The organism is Brevibacillus borstelensis (assembly GCF_036700025.1).
In the GTDB taxonomy this organism is placed as follows: Bacteria; Bacillota; Bacilli; order Brevibacillales; family Brevibacillaceae; genus Brevibacillus; species Brevibacillus borstelensis.
In genome coordinates this window covers 5,417,368-5,434,068 of sequence record NZ_CP144922.1, presented here as the reverse complement: position 1 = coordinate 5,434,068, position 16,701 = coordinate 5,417,368, and the positions used below count along the sequence as shown (strand labels likewise).

The following is a 16,701-nucleotide window of genomic DNA, read 5'->3' as shown; positions in this document are numbered from 1 at the left end:
TGCTCTCCGGCGCCAATGCGTCGGTCGCCTGCGTTTTTATTTCGCCAATTCCAGAGCTATGGCCGCGGAATCCGCTTCGGAGTACACATAGTCTGCGGCGGTCTGGCACTCGGTACCGTCCCAGCCTTTCTCCACAGCGATCCGGTAATAATGCTTGGCGCGCTCCTTCTCGCCGATCCGGTAGAACAGGCAGGCCGCATTCCAATACAGCGAGGCCATGCCGTCCCAGTCCCAGCCTTTGTCAAGGGCCTGGGCGTAGCTCCATGCGGCGCGGGCATAATCCTTTTGAGTGCCCACAGTCCCGTCTCCTTGCATGTAATAATTGCCGTTTACGAGAAAATTGTTCAGCGGATTCGTCCACCCGAACAGGACCGGGTATTCGGCAAGCGGCTTGAATCCGACAGAAAGGGCCGTTCGTCGAGAGGCTGCATTGCTGGACCAGCACTGCCAGCCTGCTCGTGTGAGGCCCCGTTTCCGGGCCAGTGCGAGAGCGCCTGCGGCTGTCTTTTTGGCCCAGCCTTTTTCCCGGTAGCCTTCTGCGGTTTCAACGCCCAGCTCGCACTCGCTGCCGACCACCCAATCTGTCAGGCACCAGCTGACAATGACCGGTCCTCGCTCTGTTTCCTCAATGCCGACGCATCCGAAACCTTTGTCTAGAAATGCCTCCAGCGAAGGCCATTGGTTCGAGATTTCCTCCAAAACGTCGTCCACACCGATGCAATCCTCGCGTGCCAGCAGCTTTTGATCCACAGGGATGACACTGTCGGCAAGCGGTGCATCCGTGTTGCCCAGATCGTGAGAAAAAGTCATTCTGCCGCTTTTCATCGCGTACAGATCTTTCATCACGATATCCATTTTCGCTTCCCACAGCGGGCTTTGCGGGTAATAGACGACATAGTCCAGCACATCGTCGGTGTCAAGCTTGGGAAAAATCTCATGGCGTAACAGGCTGTTCATCTCCCGTAAAAACAGATCATTATCGGGATTGCCGCCCAGATATATTCCTTCTGTGCTTGCCACCATGGCCGTAGCAGAATCATCCGCCATAAAAATTCGGCCGGGTATGAGGCCACGGATCACTCCGTGAATACACAAGTGGTTCTTGCAATCCTGAAAAATGTCCAGGGCCTTTGTATAGTTTTTGCTTTGCAGCTCCATGAAGCAAAACCTCCTTTTGTTTGGGAAAAGCATAAAATCGCATAACGGCTAAAACGCTGTTCCATGACGGCAACTGCCTTGCTTGCGCATCGCCCGGATTTTGATAAAATCGCGGCCTTTTCGTTCCGTAATCTCTGCGTACGCCTGTTTTTGGGCGCAAAAAGACCGCAGACAACGCCTGCGGTCTCTATCGGCCTATTGTTGCCGGGTTTATCTGCAAAGCAAATAAACCCCCTTTTTATAGGAGCCATGAGCAGCGATATCCTTATAAAACTGCAGAGGAAGCACCATCTGCACTATTTAGTTCATCATCATTCCATAAGGAAAATAAGCCCGGCGTTTCATGCCAATCATTCCCTTCAAAAGCGAGATGCCATTAGAATAGCGCAAATGGATTGCAGATACAACCTGTATTTTCCAAAAAAAGGGTACAGCTTCAGGCTTACAGCAGCAAAGATGGTCTGGAATGAAAATGATCCTTTTTCCCTTGAAGAAAGACAATGCACCGGGCGATTTGTTCGACCCCGCGGCCAATCTGCTCCTCGCTCACCTGGGAGATGCAGAGGCGCAGCATATTTTCCTGGCGATATTCAGGCAAAAACATGCGCACCGCGTCATCGACGTAGACATTTGCCCGGAGCAGCAAATCGGCCATCCGCCCGGCCTTCACATGTTCAGGGAGAGAGACGGCCAGATAAAAACCGGAAGTCGGCCTGGAGATGGAAGCGCCGGGGGGCAAGTGGATGTCGCAGGCTTCTTGAAGCAGCTTCATCTTTCGTTGATAAAGCTTTTTTATTCTTTTGATGTGTCCCTGGAACATGCCGCTCTTCAAATAAATTTCCAAGGCTCCTTGAGAAAGTGCGGAGCTGTTGAAATCTGCACTGAATTTATGGCGCGAAAATGTGTGGATCATGAGCTTGGGCAGGACGACGGCGGCAAGTCTTAGTCCGGGCAGCATGATTTTCGAAAAGCTTTTGAGATAGATCACTCGCCCGGAAGGATCGTAGGAGAACATGGGGTCATGCCTGGGGTTCGGATCAAGATCGCCCAGAAAATCATCCTCAACGATGTACACATCGTATTTTTGCGCCAGCTTCACAATCTGTTTTTTCTCTTCATTTGTATAGCTGTGACCAAGCGGATTGTGAAACCGCGGGACGGTATAAAAAAATTTGATGTCATTGTTTCGGAACATATATTCCAAACGGTCGAGATCAAGTCCTTTCATTGTCCGTTCGATGCCCAATGCCGTGGCGCTCTGAAGCTCCACTGCCTCGATAAACCCGAAGTAGGTTGGCTGTTCCATAAGGATATTCCTTTTGCCGTTGGGAAATGGCATAGACACCAGCAGATGGAGAGCCTGCTGCGCTCCCGACGTGATGAAAAGCCTCTCCGGGTCTGTAAACACCTGCAGATTTTGCAAGTATTTGATGAGCTGGAGGCGCAGGGAATAAAAGCCTTGGCGATCGGAATAACTGAACAGCTCTTCTTTGTAAATGTCGATGGCCTGGTTGATGCAATGCTGAAACTCAATGTAAGGCATCGCTTCCCTGTCCGGACCGGCGGAATAAAAATCAACCTTTTTGTTTGCAAGCTCATCATGCGGCGAGCGGTATTCGTTCACCACATAGTACCCGCTTTTCGGAACGGAATACACCAGATGCTCTTTTTCCAACTCGCTGTAAGCCTGAATGACGGTATTTTTGCTGCAGGAAAATCGGTCGGCCAGCATGCGGACCGAGGGAAGCTTGCTTCCGGGACCGATTGTTCCGTTTGCCACCTGCTGCTTGATTACGCTCATAATCATCTCGTATTTTGCGGCCACAAGGTAAACCTCCCGATTCTGTACCAGGACAGATGAGGAAAAGCGCGATTTCAATCGCTGTCTGTCTCCCCTATAGTGTAATTATTCTGACATGTCTTTGGAAGCAATGTATGAAAATTTGGAGTGGTACAGTTCATTTATTTCGCTTGCAGCTTGGGCAAACGGGGGACAGATGCCTGACCCCCGGCTGCGAGCAAAAAGTGGGGGATTGTCATGCTGGGAGAAAAACAGGAAAAGAAAGAACGGCTAGGGTTGTTGCTCGGTGTAATCGGGGTGTTTTGCTTTAGTTTAACGCTTCCGACCACGCGAATAGCGGTCGAATATTTCGGCCCCACTGTTGTCGGGCTGGGAAGAACGGTGATCGCTTCGGTCCTGGTTGCGATTGTCTTATTGATTCGGAGGGAGAAGCTTCAGTCTGCCAAACAGTTTAAAGGACTGATTGTCGTCGCTCTCGGTGCTGTCCTGGGCTTTCCTTTACTCACATCCTGGGCGATGGAGAGATTGCCTGCTTCTCACGGAGCCGTAGTCGTCGCCTTGTTGCCATTGGCTACTGCAGGCTGCGCCATGCTTCGCGCAAGAGAGCTTCCTTCCTTCAAGTATTGGGTGGCCAGTGTGGTAGGCTTTCTGGCGGTTATCGCGTACGCCTTCCACCTCGGATTCGGCCAATTGCAGTATGCGGATTTCGCGCTGCTTGCGGCAGTCATCCTCCTCGCCTTCAGCTATGCCGAGGGAGGGCTGCTGGCACGGGACTTGGGCGCTTGGCAGGTAATAGCCTGGGCACTAGTCATTGCGGTTCCGTTTATCGTCGTCCCTGTCCTGATGAACGTCACAGGGGAAATGCTGCATGCCCCCCTGAAAGCCTGGATCAGTTTTATCTACCTTGCCGTCGTCAGTCAGTTTTTGGCATACGTAGCGTGGTATAGCGGCCTTGCCATGGGGGGAATTTCGCGGGTGAGCCAGATGCAGTATTTGCAGCCCTTTTTGATGATTTTGTTCTCCGCTCTTTTGTTGAACGAATCGATCACGCTTTTCACGATAGCAACCTCTGTCATTGTCGTGCTTTCCGTAATGGTAGGGAAGAATGCGCCCGTGAGAAAGGTTCAGGCCACATCACATTCCAAATCGATGAAATAGTCGGCAGAGGGAGCGGGGCTTGTGCGATTGGTTCAAACAGAAACCGGGCAAAACCCGGGCAAAACCCTGGTAAAACGAAGACCAAATCGTGCATTGCTTGTTATCAGCCGCTTTTTGTGAGCGGCATGATACCTAGCCTATGTGTCTGTTCTATTTTCAGGCCGCGTTTTCTTTTGCTGCAACGGACCTCAGTACACCGCTGCTTGCCCACAAGAGCAGCGAAAGGGCGAAGCATATCGCTGTAAACCTGCTGTGGCAATTCCCATCGCCTTCATGATGTTTTGAGGGGAACAAGCGCGGGGATAGCCGCCCAGACCTGCGGGGTGACGAAAGCGGCAGAAATCCCTGCCAGCGCCCGAAACAGGATCATCGACCAAAAGCCCGTGAATAGGTCAGAAAGGAATAACAATGATGAAGAAACTGTATGTTTACCTTCTTGCATTCGGCGTTTTTTTCACAGCGACTTCTGAACTGGTGGTATCCGGAATCCTGAATGTCATCGCCGAAGAATTGCATATATCCACCGCTCTGGCGGGGCAGCTGATCACCGCTTATTCGCTCGCGTTTGCGATTGGAACCCCGATCATTGTGTCGTTTACGTCCCGTATGGAGCGCAAACAGGTTCTGGTTGGTTCACTTGCTGTGTTTATCCTCGGGTGTCTCGTCTCGTTTGCTAGCGCCCAGTATGCGACCCTGATGGTATCTCGAATGATCCTGGGTGCAAGCTCGGGCGTATATCTTGTCGTCGCACTCGGCTCTGTCGCAAAACTGGTGCCTGCCGATAAAATGGGCGGCGCGATTGGAACGGTCATCCTTGGGTTCAGCAGTGCGATGGTATTAGGAGTGCCGATCGGGATAGCCATTGCCGGCTGGCTTGGCTGGCAAGCCATTTTTCTCATATTGGGCCTCTTCAGTCTGCTTGTCATGGTTGTCATTTTCCGCAGGTTCCCCAAGATTGAGGGAGACGCTCCCGTTTCGTTCAAAGACCAGTTTAAGGTACTGGGGAATCTCGTCATCGTAAGCGGTTTGTTCCTGACTTTTTTCAGGGAATCGGGAAATTCCGTCATGTTTACGTATTTGACGCCGTTTTTGCAGTCCATTTTGCAGATGAAGCTCTCTACGGTCGGTATGCTGATGCTCGTGTTTGGCATATTTGGCGTGATCGGGTCGCAATTGGGCGGATTTGTCGTCGACAAGTGGGGAGTTGTTCGGATGATTTTGATCGGATTGGCTGTTCATGTGGTATCATTGGCGCTCTTGCCTCTGTTTTCCTCATCGCCGGCAATCGGTTGCCTCCTGATAGCCGTCATCGTGCTTGCCATGTTTACGACCGCTCCTGCGATTCAAACGTTCTTTATTCAGCAGGCCCCTCAGTCAGCGAATCTCGTACTTTCCTTGCAAACATCGATTATTCATTTGGGATTGGCGGCTGGAGCGGGAGCAGGGGGAGTCATGGTCAATGCGGCTTCAACCGTCCTTTACAATCCGTGGCTGGCGAGCTTGATTGTAGGGCTCGGATTGGTTGCCGCCCTCGCTTGTGTTTCACTGAGCGGGAGAAATGATGCAAAGCCGGCTCAAAATTAAAAATATAGATGATCAAAACTTCCCTGACCGCCGATGTCAGGGAAGCTGTTTTATGATGGCTACATACTGATGCAGACGATGGGTTTCCGAAAAAGGGAGGAACTATTATGGAAAAGCTTGTATTCAATATGTACGACTACCATGTATGGGCAAATCAAACCATTTTCAATCACTTAAAACAACTGCCCCAAGACGTATACACGATGGAGATGCAAAGCGTCTTTCCTTCCGTTTCAAAAGTAATGTCCCATATTTATATGGTCGATCACTGTTGGTATGACATTCTTTCCGGCAAAAGCATGAATGAAGCGCTGGCATCTGCCAATCAGCTGATAGAACAGGCGGAAGCCAAAAGCATCGAGGAGCTGGACGCGTTGTTTTCAGACTTGTCGGAGCGGTACAAAGCAGTTTTCAGCAGGCAGGACAACATGGACCAGACGATCGAGCTTGACAATCCATATGCAGGGTTCCGGAAAACGAGCTATGCCGAAATTGTTTTGCAGGTCGTAAACCATGGCACGTATCATCGCGGCAATATTTCCGCCATGCTGCGGCAAATCGGCCACGCCTCGGTCATGACAGAATTTGCGCTTTTTTGGTACGCGAAGCAGGACGAATAGGTTGATCGAGTTTGGCGGCAGCGTTTAGACGGCTCGGTTTGGACGGCTGCGTTTGACTGGTGCATATGACAAGCTCCGGCGTGTTTGCCACTTCCGGCATTTGGGGAGGAAGCGGCCAACAGAAAAATGTAATGCAATTCCTTTGAAGGTCGACCGGATTGTACCGGTTGACCGTTTGCTTTTCTGGAAATGAGCATACAAATTTTCGGTTAGAATATTCTGAATAGTGTGTTGTACGTGCTTTTGAGGAAGCTTATAATAAAATCCTAGCCAACGGAACAAGAACAAATGCTGCTCGATACTGTCGTACAAAAAACGTCGCTATCGATTGATATTCTTCTTTTCCAACTGACAAAAAACTCGCGGAGAGGGGAGGTGCCTGAATGGCAGCAGAGCAGCTACGCAGGCTGGTCGACGAGATTCAGATGGAGGTCATCGAATGGCGCAGGTATTTGCACCGGTATCCAGAGCTGTCCTACCAGGAGGAAAAAACAGCCCAGTTCGTCTGCGACACACTCACCTCATTTGGAGGATTGGAACTGTCCAGGCCGACCCAAACAAGCGTAATGGCCCGTTTGCGCGGAGCACGGCCGGGACCGGTCATCGCCATTCGGGCCGATATGGATGCCCTGCCGATTGCGGAGGAAAACACGTTTGATTTTGTCTCGCAAAATCCTGGCGTCATGCATGCCTGCGGTCATGACGGCCATACGGCAATGCTGCTGGGCACGGCCAAAATACTGTCCGGAAGCAAAAGCAGGCTGAACGGTGAGGTCCGTTTTCTCTTTCAGCACGCGGAAGAGTCGCCGCCGGGCGGGGCAGAAGAGATGGTTCGTGCAGGAGTGCTGGACGGAGTAGACATGATCGTCGGCGCCCATCTATGGTCCCCTTTGGAATACGGCAAAATTGGTATTCTCTACGGTCCGGCTATGGCCGCTGGCGATTCTTTTACGATCAGGATTCATGGAAAAGGCGGCCACGCTGCAATGCCCCATCTGTCCGTTGACAGTATCGCGGTTGCCGCCCAAGTCGTCAGCAACCTCCAGCAGATCGTTTCCCGCAATACCGATCCGTTGGAAACGCTGGTTCTGTCGATTACGAAGTTTCAGGCTGGAACGGCTTTTCATGTCATCCCCGGCACGGTCGAAATTTTTGGGACGGTGCGGTATTTTCAGCCTGAGTTTCGCGAACAAGTCCCTCCGCTGATGGAGCGTATCGTAAAAGGGATCGCGGAAGCCCACGGCGCTTCTTATGAATTCCGCTACGATTTTGGATACCGGGCAGTCATAAACGATGAGGAGGTGACCAGGCAGGCAGAAGCCGCTGTACGAGAGTATTGCGGAGAAAATGCGATCGAACGGATGGCGCCGGTTATGGCAGCGGAAGACTTTTCTTCATTCCAGCAGAAAACCCCCGGCTGCTTTCTCTTGATCGGGGCAGGCAACAAAGAGAAGGGCATCACTTTTCCCCATCATCATCCGCGCTTTACGATTGATGAGGATGCCTTGGCCGTAGGGGTCGGCATATTTGCCCGGCTCGTTGAGAGACTGTGCCTTGCTTCCTGACAACTGCCGAATAGGAGGTGGATTCATGCCAATAGTACAGATTCAGGTATTGGAAGGAAGAGACAAACAGCAAATCGCCCGGTTGATCGCGAGTGTCACCGAAGCTGTCGTCGCAAGCCTGGAGGTCAAGCCTGAACAGGTGCGCGTATTAGTGTCGGAGGTTCCGCCCACGCACTGGGGTGTAGGCGGCGTCACCAAAGAGAAGCAATCTTGAGTTCACATTAGATGCTGCAAACGAAGCATGAAAAGATGAAAGGAGGGCCTTATCGCGAATTCAACGTTACCCGTGACCAAATGCTTTGCCGAAGAGCTCTACGCCCGGAAGATCATGCGCATTGAATTTCGCGAAAAGTTCGGAAATACGTGCAGTGTGGTTGCCTAGCGTTTGGAAAAAGGGGGAGCTGCGATGTCGGAGAAGAACGTTCATTTTCAAGATATTATGGAGCGGGAGAAAGGGCTGCAGCGCGGGTTGACGACCCGCCAGCTCACGATGATTGCCATCGGCGGAGCGATCGGAACCGGGCTCTTTCTCGGAAGCGGGATGGCAATCGGCTTCGCCGGTCCCGGTGTCATCGTCAGCTATCTGATCGGCGCAGTCATTGCTCTGCTATTGATGGGCTGCCTGGCTGAAATGACGGTCGCTTATCCCACCACAGGCTCATTCGGAGCACACGCCGAGCGGTATATCAACTCGTGGGCTGGCTTTACAGTCCGGTATTCGTACTGGTTCAGCCTGGTGTGTGCGGTCGGAACCGAGGTATCAGCGATGTCCGTCTACATGAAATACTGGTTTCCCGCTGTGCCGGGAGTTGTCTGGATTTTGATTTTCTCCGCCGTCCTCATTTATGTAAACGCAACCAGTGTCAATTTGTTCGGTACTGTTGAATACTGGTTCTCTATGATTAAAGTAACGGCTATTATCCTGTTTATCGTATTGGGAGCCTTTGTCGTATTCGGGAGCAGCAGCCATCCGGAAATGGGCATCCAGAATCTCACGGCCAACGGCGGGTTTTTCCCCAATGGATTCTGGGGCATGTGGATTGCCATTTTCATCTCGCTGTTCAGCTACCTCAGCATCGAAATGATCGCGGTCAGCGCCGGGGAAGCAAAGGAACCGGAGAAGGCCGTACCCATCGCATTAAAATCAGCTGTTGTCCGGCTGGTGCTCTTCTACATCCTGACGCTTGCCCTGATGCTGATGATCGTGCCCTGGAACGAGACGGGAAGCGATCGGAGCCCATTTGTAAAGGTGTTCGAGCTCATCCACATTCCGGGCGCAGCAGGAATTATGAACTTCGTCGTCCTGACGGCAGCTCTCTCGGCAATGAACAGCCAGCTGTATATCTCGACCCGGATGGTATTCTCGCTGTCCCGTGGAGGCTTTGCCCCGAAAAAATTGGGCGAACTGAGCAAAAAAGGCGTTCCGGTAAAGGCGCTTGCTTTGTCTACGATCGGGATTGCAATTGCGACGATCGTAGTCATGGTGGTGCCGGACAGCTCCTTTGCCGTCATGATCTCGCTTTCCAGCTTCGGTGCGATGTTCGCCTGGTTCATGGTATTCGTGACGCACCTGTTCTTCCGCCGGAAATGGGAGCAAATGGGGGGGCGAAAGCTGCCCGTGAGGATGATCGGCTATCCGTATTTGAGTGTCCTGGGAGCCGTTTTGCTTGCGTCTGTCGTCTTGTCGACCTGGTTTCAGCCGGAGTTTAAGGACACGCTGAGGCTCGGTTTTCCGTGGCTGATCCTGATCACGATTTGTTACTTTATTTGGAAGAAGGCCAATCCGACAGCCTTTCAGCAACCGACAGATCCAATAGACAAAGAGATCTCGTCGTAGCAGTTGCCCGGATACGCTAGAGCCATCCAGCGCTGCGTGCCATGAAGGGGGGCGAATCCGCTATGGAGCGTCCTCTTTTTTGGATTGTCTACCTCACAGCAAGCGGCTTTTATATTGCAGAAGGTTCTCTCCAAAGCGAGTGGAATCGTTTCTTCATGGAAATGCTATGACAGATAGTTAGAGTGATCGAATGTGGGGGAGTCGTCATGGAATGGTACGAGCGTTTAAGCGAATATTTTCCTGAGCAGGAGATGAAGGACCCGCGCCAGCTGCAGGCTCTGATCGAGGACAAGGATGTTTACCACAAGGAAGAGACAGAGGACTACCTGCTGTTGTATGCGGAATTTCCGACCTTTCTCTTCATCGATTACCTGCTGATCAACCCGGAGACGAGAGGGAAAGGGATCGGAACCAAGCTGCTCAACCGGCTGAAAGAAAAAGGAAAGACGATCATCCTCGAAGTGGAGCCGATCGACCGGGAAGACGAGGACACGTGGAAACGGGTCAACTTTTATCGGAAAAACGGGTTTGTAAAGGCGGACCGGATCCAGTACCGCCGGGAGGATGACAGCGGCGAGACGTACGAGATGAAGATTTACTACTGGAGTCCGGATCAGGACGAGCCGCAAGAGGTCATTTTGGAAAAAATGGCGAAGGCTTGCCAGGAAATCCACAACTTCCGTGCCAAGCGATATTACGGGCGAGACGTGGCCGATCCGGATGAAGTATTGGATTTGAAGCAATAAATACGGGACTGAACATAACTGAATACGCGAATAAAACGTATAGAGAGATAAAACAGAGGAAAGCGGGTTGCCGATGATTCGGCAGCCTTTTTGCCGTGGCACTGACCAGAAGCCAATCGCTCCCCTTTTCAAAACTGTCAGCCGAGAACTCCATTTTCAAATTTTGGGAAGATTGGTATGATAGCATGTATCGCAAAGGTAACGAAGCAGGAAGGAAGTGATCCCGAATTGATCAAGCGCTTTTTCTCTTATTACCGTCCCTATAAAGGACTTTTTTTGTTGGACTTCTCGTGTGCGGTGATCGCCGGCTTGCTTGAGCTTGGCTTTCCGCTGGCTGTCAATCAGTTCGTCGACAAGCTCTTGCCCGGCAAAGACTGGTCGCTGATTCTTTTGGCATGTTTGGGCCTGCTTGCCATCTATGCGCTGAACACGGTCCTCCAGTATATCGTCACCTATTGGGGACATATGCTCGGGGTCAACATCGAGACAGATATGCGAAGAAAGCTGTTTGAGCATCTCCAGAAGCTGTCGTTTCGTTTTTTCGACAACAACAAAAAAGGGCATTTGATCGGCCGGATCACAAATGATTTGAACGAGATCGGGGAAATTGCCCACCACGGACCCGAAGATATTTTCATCGCGGTCATGACACTGATCGGCTCATTCGGACTGATGGCATACATTCATCTGGAGCTGGCGATTTTAACGTTCCTGGTCGTTCCGCTGATGGCTGTCGTTGCGACTGTTTACAGCAAAAAAATGACCAAGACATACCGCCGTTTGTTTGGCGATGTGGGTGAGTTCAACGCGAGGGTGGAGGACAATGTCAGCGGCATTCGCGTGGTTCAGGCATTTGCCAATGAAGCCTACGAAAAAGAGCTGTTTGCCGTCAATAATCAGCAGTTCCGCCAGACAAAGCTGCTCGCATACAAAATCATGGCCAAAAGCTTGTCGATCAGCTACATGATGATGCGTCTCATCTCCCTGTTTGTCATGATCTGCGGTACGTGGTTTGTGATCAGAGGCGAGCTGTCGTATGGAGAGTTTGTCGGGTTCCTGCTGTTGACCAATGTCTTTTTCCGCCCGATCGAGAAAATCAACGCGGTGATTGAGAGCTATCCGAAGGGAATCGCCGGGTTTAAACGCTATGTAGAGATTCTCGACACAGAACCGGATGTGGCAGATGCGCCCGATGCGATTGAAGTGGCAAACCTGAAGGGGGATATTCGCTACAACGGGGTGACATTCGGGTACGAAGAGGGCAGGAGCATTCTGCGAAACATCGACCTGTCCATTCGCGCCGGAGAAACCGTTGCTTTCGTCGGGCCATCGGGTGCGGGTAAGACGACGATCTGCAGTCTTTTGCCGCGGTTCTACGAGGTGAATGAAGGCAGCATTACCATCGACGGAATCGATATCCGCAAGATGACTTTAGCTTCGCTCAGAAAGCAGATCGGGATTGTTCAGCAGGATGTATTCCTGTTCTCGGGGACGATTCGGGAAAATATCGCGTACGGCAAGCTCGATGCCAGTATGGACGAGATTTGGGAAGCAGCGAGACGAGCCCGTCTGGATGACGTGATCCGGAACCTGCCGGAAGGGATGGATACTGTGATCGGAGAGCGGGGCGTGAAGCTTTCCGGCGGACAAAAACAGCGTTTGGCCATCGCCCGCATGTTTTTGAAAAATCCGCCGATCCTTATTTTGGATGAAGCCACCTCGGCGCTGGATACAGAGACGGAGCTGGCGATCCAGCAGTCGCTTTCCGAGCTGTCCCAGGGGCGTACGACCCTCGTCGTGGCGCACCGTCTGACGACGATCAAAAATGCGGACCGAATCGTCGTGGTCAATGAAGACGGTGTTGCTGAGCAGGGACGGCACCAGGAGCTGATCGCTGCGGGCGGCATTTACCACCGGCTGCACCAGGCTCAGTTTGGCGCGGTATACCAGTAAGAAAACGGCAAAAAGGTTTGGGTTGGCTCCGCAAGTCCGAGGGAGTCTGTAGGTGCAACAGAAAGAGCGTTGTCTACAGACTCCCCCAAAGAGAAACAAATAAAGTATAGGTAAACAAAGTAAAGGCAGAAAAAACGAGAAGAACAGCATTTCCCCAGATACCGATGAATCGAAGCACTCCTTTTTCACCGAGGTAGACTCCAACCAACGACAGTCCCAAACCTAACGGCGGCACCAGGATCGCGTAATAGACGGAGAGTGTGGATTGGGGAAATCCAGCCAGTGCTATCGCAAGCGTAGACAAAAATAACAAGCTGGATATTTTGCTAAACAGCTTTTCGGCAAGCATGCGATCACTCCTGAAACAAGGTGTCTAGTACTATAATAACAGAGCCTCATCGGAATGTAACGAAATTCCATTTGATCCAATGCGGCAAAAGGGGGAGAGGTACATGAAAGCAGTTCTTGTCACAGCTTTTGGCGGAACCGAGGGCATGGTGTATACGGAAGTCGAGATGCCGTCCATACACCCAAAGCAAGTGTTGATCCGGGTAGAAAAAACGAGCGTCAATTTTGCGGATATCAAATCGCGCTACGGAAAAAAGGGCGGAGGAAATCTGCCGTTTATTCCCGGTCTCGACGCAGCCGGCGTGATTGAGAGAGTCGGTTCCGAGGTGCAGTCGCTGCATGTGGGCCAGCGCGTCATCGCATTCCCTCACAACGGCTCTTACGCGGAGTATATCGTTGCCGACGAGAACCTCACGTTTGCTATTCCGGACCAGCTCGACTTTGACACCGCAGCAGCTTGCCCGATCGTTTCGTTTACATCCTACAAGCTCCTCGCTGATGTAGCGCGGCTGGAAAAGGGAGAAACCGTCCTGATCCACGCCGCGGCGGGAGGCATTGGTACGACCGCAATCCAGCTAGCGAAGCTGCTGGGGGCAGGGAAGGTCATCGGGACAGTGGGCAGCGAGAGCAAGGCGGCGATCGCGCTGGAGGCCGGTGCCGATCATGTGATTTGTACGGATAGAGAAGACTTTGCCGAAAAGGTAAACGAATGGACCGATGGGGAAGGCGCGAATGTTATTCTGGACTCGATCGCTGGCCGGGTCACGGAAAAGAGCATGGAATGTCTGGCTCCATACGGACGGCTGGTTCACTTTGGAAATGCGAGCGGGGAAGTCGGACAAATCAGAACAATTGATTTGCATACCAGTTGCCGCTCCGTGCTGGGCTTCAGCCTGGGAACGACCCGCAGCAAACGGCCGCAGCTTTTGCGCGAGACAGCGGAGCGGGTGCTGCCGTATTTGGCGGATGGGCGCCTCAAGATCAAAGTCGGGAGACGCTTTGCTCTCGCCGAGGCGGCCAAGGCCCACGAGTGGGTAGAAAGCAGGCAGAGTACGGGAAAAGTGTTGCTGGATGTACGCTGAGAGGGGGGAGCCCTCTCTTTTTTTTTGCCTACACTTGCTGCATTGATCTATCGGGATATAAAGATATAATAAAGGGCATGGATCCCCTTCTCATTTTCAAGGCTTTATCTAATGAAACGCGTTTGCAAATTCTGGACTGGCTGAAGGAACCGGAGAAACACTTCCCCCCGCAAGAAGGAGGAGATTGCCGAAAAATCGGGGTATGTGTAAGCCACATTCAGGAAAAGGCTGGCTTATCGCAATCGACCGTTTCCCAGTACCTTTTGACACTTCAGCGGGCAGGCCTATTGGAAGTATACCGATACGGCCAGTGGACCTACTACAAGCGAAATGAGCAGAAGTTGAAAGAGTTGGCTGCGTTTATCCAACACGACTTGTAGCTGCCTGTCCAGACAGCCGAAATGTACATGGATGTGTTTCCCGCGTTGCTGCGAGACCCAGCCATGTATGCGGATGTTCTATCATCTATAAATCTAGATATTCAGATATGTAATTTTGTAAGAATGATCAGGGGAACGATCTTCTCATAGCAAAGGATGAAAACAATGGCCAAGCAGACTGAAAGAAACAAACAGCTTCGCGACATCCCGCTTTCCGTACTGGATCTCGTGCCTGTCCTGGAGGGAGGGACACCGGCCGATTCCTTCCGAAACACGCTGGATCTGGCCCGGCATGCGGAAAAGTGGGGGTACAACCGCTACTGGCTGGCTGAGCACCACAATATGCCGGGAATCGCCAGCTCTGCGACCTCCGTGGTGATTGGATATGTGGCGGCAGGCACCTCGACGATCCGGGTCGGTTCCGGCGGCATCATGCTGCCCAACCATGCCCCGCTCGTCGTCGCCGAGCAGTTCGGCACACTGGAGTCCATGTTTCCGGGCCGCATCGATCTTGGACTGGGGCGAGCGCCGGGTACGGATCACCTCACGGCCCGCGCGCTTCGCCGAGACAGCAAGAGCGGCGGTGAAGACTTCCCGGAACAGCTAGCGGAGCTGCGGGAATATTTGAACCCGACTTCCACAGAGGGTTCGGATGGGCCGCGCGTTCGGGCTGTTCCCGGCGAAGGCATGAACATCCCGATCTGGCTCTTGGGCTCCAGTCTGTATAATGCCCAGTTGGCGGGTCTTTTGGGCTTGCCCTTCGCTTTCGCGGGCCAGTTTTCGCCGGACAATATCTTGCCGGCGCTCCGGCTGTACAGGAGTGCCTTCCGCCCATCCGAAGTGCTGGAGGAGCCGTATGCGATGGTCGGGGTAAACGTGATCGCAGCGGATGACGATGAAACGGCGAAACGTCTGGCAACCTCGCAGCAACTCAATTTCCTCAGCCTGGTAAGAGGCCGTCCGCAAAAATTTCAGCCGCCGGTCGAGAGCATGGAGGGAATTTGGGCCGATTATGAGAAAGCGAGCATAGATGCCCAACTGCGGGCGTCGATTATCGGCAGTCCCGCGGTCGTCAAAGAAAAGCTGCAGGAGCTGCTGGATGCCACGCAAGCCGACGAGATCATCATCAACGGCGCGATTTACGATCATCAGGCTCGCCTGCGCTCCTTTGAGATCGTAAAACAGGTTGCAGCGGAGTAAAGGCTGGATCCCAGGCAAGAATATGATGGGGAGACTCGGGCATACCTGAAGGGACGAGATACGCGAGCAGTGATTGGGGAACAAAAGCCAAATTGGACACAATAGCGAAATATGTTGGGAGTGTACGGTACATGAAAGAAAAATATACGCCTTTGTTTGAACCCTTTACTTTTCGCAGCGGAATCACATTGAAAAACCGGATCGTCATGGCTCCGCTGACCAATTATTCTTCGAATGACGACGGGACCGTTTCCGATGCGGAACTTCGCTACTATTCCCGTCGCGCTACCGGCGTGGGCATGGTGATTACCGCCTGCATCTATGTGACAGAGAACGGCAAAGGCTTCCCCGGCGAATTTTCTGGAACCAGTGACGAAATGATCCCGAGCATGCGCCGATTGGCTTCGACCATTAAGGAAAAGGGAGCGCAGGCAGTCCTGCAAATATTTCATGCCGGACGAATGGCTCCGCCGGAGCTTGTTCCCGGAGGAGAGATCGTCAGCGCAAGTGAAGTCGCTGATGACAATGCGCCCATTCCCCGTGCGCTGACGGATGAAGAGGTTCAGGAGATCATTCGCGCATACGGAGAAACGACCCGCCGCGCCATCGAAGCCGGCTTTGACGGTGTAGAAATTCACGGCGCCAACTTCTACCTGGTCCAGCAATTCTTCTCCGGCCATACGAACCGCCGTACGGACCGCTGGGGAGGCAGCCTGGAAAAACGCCTTGCCTTTCCGCTCGCCGTCGTAGACGAGGTAAAGCGAGTGGTGGCCAAACACGCAGACCGCCCGTTCCTCGTAGGATATCGCTTTTCACCGGAAGAGCCATATGAAAAGGGAATTACGATGGACGACACGTTCGTTTTGGTGGACGCTCTCGCAGATAAGGAACTCGACTATCTACATGTGTCGCTGCAGGATTTTTGGTCCAAGCCGAGACGGGGCGGCGATTCGACCCGCACGCGAATCGAGCAGATACGAGAGCGGATCGGTGATCGCACGGCGGTAATCGGCGTCGGTTCCTTGTATACGGCAGACGATGTGCTGGCCGCCAGACAGACGGGAGTGCCGCTGATCGCGCTGGGACGCGGAATCATTATCGAACCGGAATGGGTGGAAAAAGTGATGGACGGCAAAGAGGACGAAATCGCCACCACGGTGGGTCCAAACGACCAGGAGAAACTGGAAATTCCCGATCCGTTGTGGGAGCGCATCATGACCGTCGAAGGCTGGTTTCCGGTGAAAAAAGAAACGCCTGTCAAGTAAGCCG

The 16,701-nt window shown here is 52.5% G+C and carries 15 protein-coding genes and 1 pseudogene; 12 read left to right on the top strand and 4 right to left on the bottom strand.

Annotated features, from left to right (window positions below):
- Positions 1-36 precede the first annotated feature (36 nt).
- The gene (locus V5G20_RS26070) at positions 37-1,158 is read right to left on the bottom strand and encodes a GNAT family N-acetyltransferase (RefSeq protein ID WP_338462790.1); all 1,122 of its coding nucleotides are present in this window, start codon (positions 1,156-1,158) and stop codon (positions 37-39) included.
- Positions 1,159-1,600: 442 nt separating this feature from the next.
- Positions 1,601-2,983 (bottom strand): PLP-dependent aminotransferase family protein, encoded by a 1,383-nt coding sequence (locus V5G20_RS26065; RefSeq protein ID WP_122958024.1) that lies wholly within the window; start codon positions 2,981-2,983, stop codon positions 1,601-1,603.
- A 213-nt stretch (positions 2,984-3,196) separates the two neighbouring features.
- Between V5G20_RS26065 and V5G20_RS26060 the strand changes: the two genes are divergently transcribed.
- Entirely contained in the window at positions 3,197-4,117 is a 921-nt protein-coding gene (locus V5G20_RS26060) for a DMT family transporter (RefSeq protein WP_338462788.1), read from the top strand.
- A 242-nt stretch (positions 4,118-4,359) separates the two neighbouring features.
- Here V5G20_RS26060 and V5G20_RS27185 read toward each other — a convergent pair.
- Positions 4,360-4,508, bottom strand: a pseudogene (locus V5G20_RS27185) (MFS transporter); the annotation flags it as partial.
- A gap of 20 nt (positions 4,509-4,528) precedes the next feature.
- Here V5G20_RS27185 and V5G20_RS26055 point away from each other — a divergent pair.
- The 7 genes from V5G20_RS26055 to V5G20_RS26025 all read left to right on the top strand — a co-directional run bounded on the left by V5G20_RS26055 (position 4,529) and on the right by V5G20_RS26025 (position 12,422).
- Positions 4,529-5,701, top strand: a complete 1,173-nt coding sequence (locus V5G20_RS26055; RefSeq protein WP_172920438.1) for an MFS transporter — start codon at positions 4,529-4,531, stop codon at positions 5,699-5,701.
- 107 nt (positions 5,702-5,808) lie between these two features.
- A complete protein-coding gene (locus V5G20_RS26050) occupies positions 5,809-6,321 on the top strand; it encodes a DinB family protein (RefSeq protein WP_327970492.1) in 513 nt (170 codons plus the stop codon).
- Between the two features lie 383 nt (positions 6,322-6,704).
- Positions 6,705-7,886, top strand: coding sequence for a M20 family metallopeptidase (locus tag V5G20_RS26045; protein WP_338462784.1), 1,182 nt, complete (start codon positions 6,705-6,707; stop codon positions 7,884-7,886).
- A gap of 25 nt (positions 7,887-7,911) precedes the next feature.
- A complete protein-coding gene (locus V5G20_RS26040) occupies positions 7,912-8,100 on the top strand; it encodes a 4-oxalocrotonate tautomerase (protein ID WP_172920440.1) in 189 nt (62 codons plus the stop codon).
- Between the two features lie 192 nt (positions 8,101-8,292).
- Positions 8,293-9,723: an amino acid permease gene (locus tag V5G20_RS26035; RefSeq protein WP_338462782.1), complete on the top strand. Its 1,431-nt coding sequence runs from the start codon at positions 8,293-8,295 to the stop codon at positions 9,721-9,723.
- 206 nt (positions 9,724-9,929) lie between these two features.
- The gene (locus tag V5G20_RS26030; RefSeq protein WP_003392834.1) at positions 9,930-10,469 is read left to right on the top strand and encodes a GNAT family N-acetyltransferase; all 540 of its coding nucleotides are present in this window, start codon (positions 9,930-9,932) and stop codon (positions 10,467-10,469) included.
- A gap of 177 nt (positions 10,470-10,646) precedes the next feature.
- Positions 10,647-12,422, top strand: coding sequence for an ABC transporter ATP-binding protein (locus tag V5G20_RS26025; protein WP_232425961.1), 1,776 nt, complete (start codon positions 10,647-10,649; stop codon positions 12,420-12,422).
- Between the two features lie 73 nt (positions 12,423-12,495).
- Here the strand turns inward: V5G20_RS26025 and V5G20_RS26020 are convergent, their stop codons facing one another.
- Entirely contained in the window at positions 12,496-12,771 is a 276-nt protein-coding gene (locus V5G20_RS26020) for a hypothetical protein (protein ID WP_338462777.1), read from the bottom strand.
- Between the two features lie 103 nt (positions 12,772-12,874).
- Here V5G20_RS26020 and V5G20_RS26015 point away from each other — a divergent pair, with 103 nt between their 5' ends.
- From V5G20_RS26015 to V5G20_RS26000, 4 genes are all read left to right on the top strand, one after another.
- On the top strand, positions 12,875-13,852 hold the full coding sequence (locus V5G20_RS26015) for an NADPH:quinone oxidoreductase family protein (protein WP_338462775.1): 978 nt from the start codon (positions 12,875-12,877) through the stop codon (positions 13,850-13,852).
- Positions 13,853-13,929: 77 nt separating this feature from the next.
- Positions 13,930-14,232, top strand: a complete 303-nt coding sequence (locus V5G20_RS26010; RefSeq protein ID WP_003392827.1) for an ArsR/SmtB family transcription factor — start codon at positions 13,930-13,932, stop codon at positions 14,230-14,232.
- Between the two features lie 165 nt (positions 14,233-14,397).
- On the top strand, positions 14,398-15,432 hold the full coding sequence (locus V5G20_RS26005; protein ID WP_003392825.1) for an LLM class flavin-dependent oxidoreductase: 1,035 nt from the start codon (positions 14,398-14,400) through the stop codon (positions 15,430-15,432).
- Between the two features lie 131 nt (positions 15,433-15,563).
- Entirely contained in the window at positions 15,564-16,697 is a 1,134-nt protein-coding gene (locus tag V5G20_RS26000; protein ID WP_251238040.1) for an NADH-dependent flavin oxidoreductase, read from the top strand.
- The last annotated feature ends 4 nt before the right edge of the window (positions 16,698-16,701 follow it).

Coding starts and splice junctions, on each gene's coding strand:
- V5G20_RS26070 (WP_338462790.1), bottom strand. CDS start 1,158: ATGGAGCTGCAAAGCAAAAACTATACAAAGGCCCTGGACATTTTTCAG.
- V5G20_RS26060 (WP_338462788.1), top strand. CDS start 3,197: ATGCTGGGAGAAAAACAGGAAAAGAAAGAACGGCTAGGGTTGTTGCTC.
- V5G20_RS26055 (WP_172920438.1), top strand. CDS start 4,529: ATGAAGAAACTGTATGTTTACCTTCTTGCATTCGGCGTTTTTTTCACA.
- V5G20_RS26050 (WP_327970492.1), top strand. CDS start 5,809: ATGGAAAAGCTTGTATTCAATATGTACGACTACCATGTATGGGCAAAT.
- V5G20_RS26045 (WP_338462784.1), top strand. CDS start 6,705: ATGGCAGCAGAGCAGCTACGCAGGCTGGTCGACGAGATTCAGATGGAG.
- V5G20_RS26040 (WP_172920440.1), top strand. CDS start 7,912: ATGCCAATAGTACAGATTCAGGTATTGGAAGGAAGAGACAAACAGCAA.
- V5G20_RS26035 (WP_338462782.1), top strand. CDS start 8,293: ATGTCGGAGAAGAACGTTCATTTTCAAGATATTATGGAGCGGGAGAAA.
- V5G20_RS26030 (WP_003392834.1), top strand. CDS start 9,930: ATGGAATGGTACGAGCGTTTAAGCGAATATTTTCCTGAGCAGGAGATG.
- V5G20_RS26025 (WP_232425961.1), top strand. CDS start 10,647: ATGATAGCATGTATCGCAAAGGTAACGAAGCAGGAAGGAAGTGATCCC.
- V5G20_RS26020 (WP_338462777.1), bottom strand. CDS start 12,771: ATGCTTGCCGAAAAGCTGTTTAGCAAAATATCCAGCTTGTTATTTTTG.
- V5G20_RS26015 (WP_338462775.1), top strand. CDS start 12,875: ATGAAAGCAGTTCTTGTCACAGCTTTTGGCGGAACCGAGGGCATGGTG.
- V5G20_RS26010 (WP_003392827.1), top strand. CDS start 13,930: ATGGATCCCCTTCTCATTTTCAAGGCTTTATCTAATGAAACGCGTTTG.
- V5G20_RS26005 (WP_003392825.1), top strand. CDS start 14,398: ATGGCCAAGCAGACTGAAAGAAACAAACAGCTTCGCGACATCCCGCTT.
- V5G20_RS26000 (WP_251238040.1), top strand. CDS start 15,564: ATGAAAGAAAAATATACGCCTTTGTTTGAACCCTTTACTTTTCGCAGC.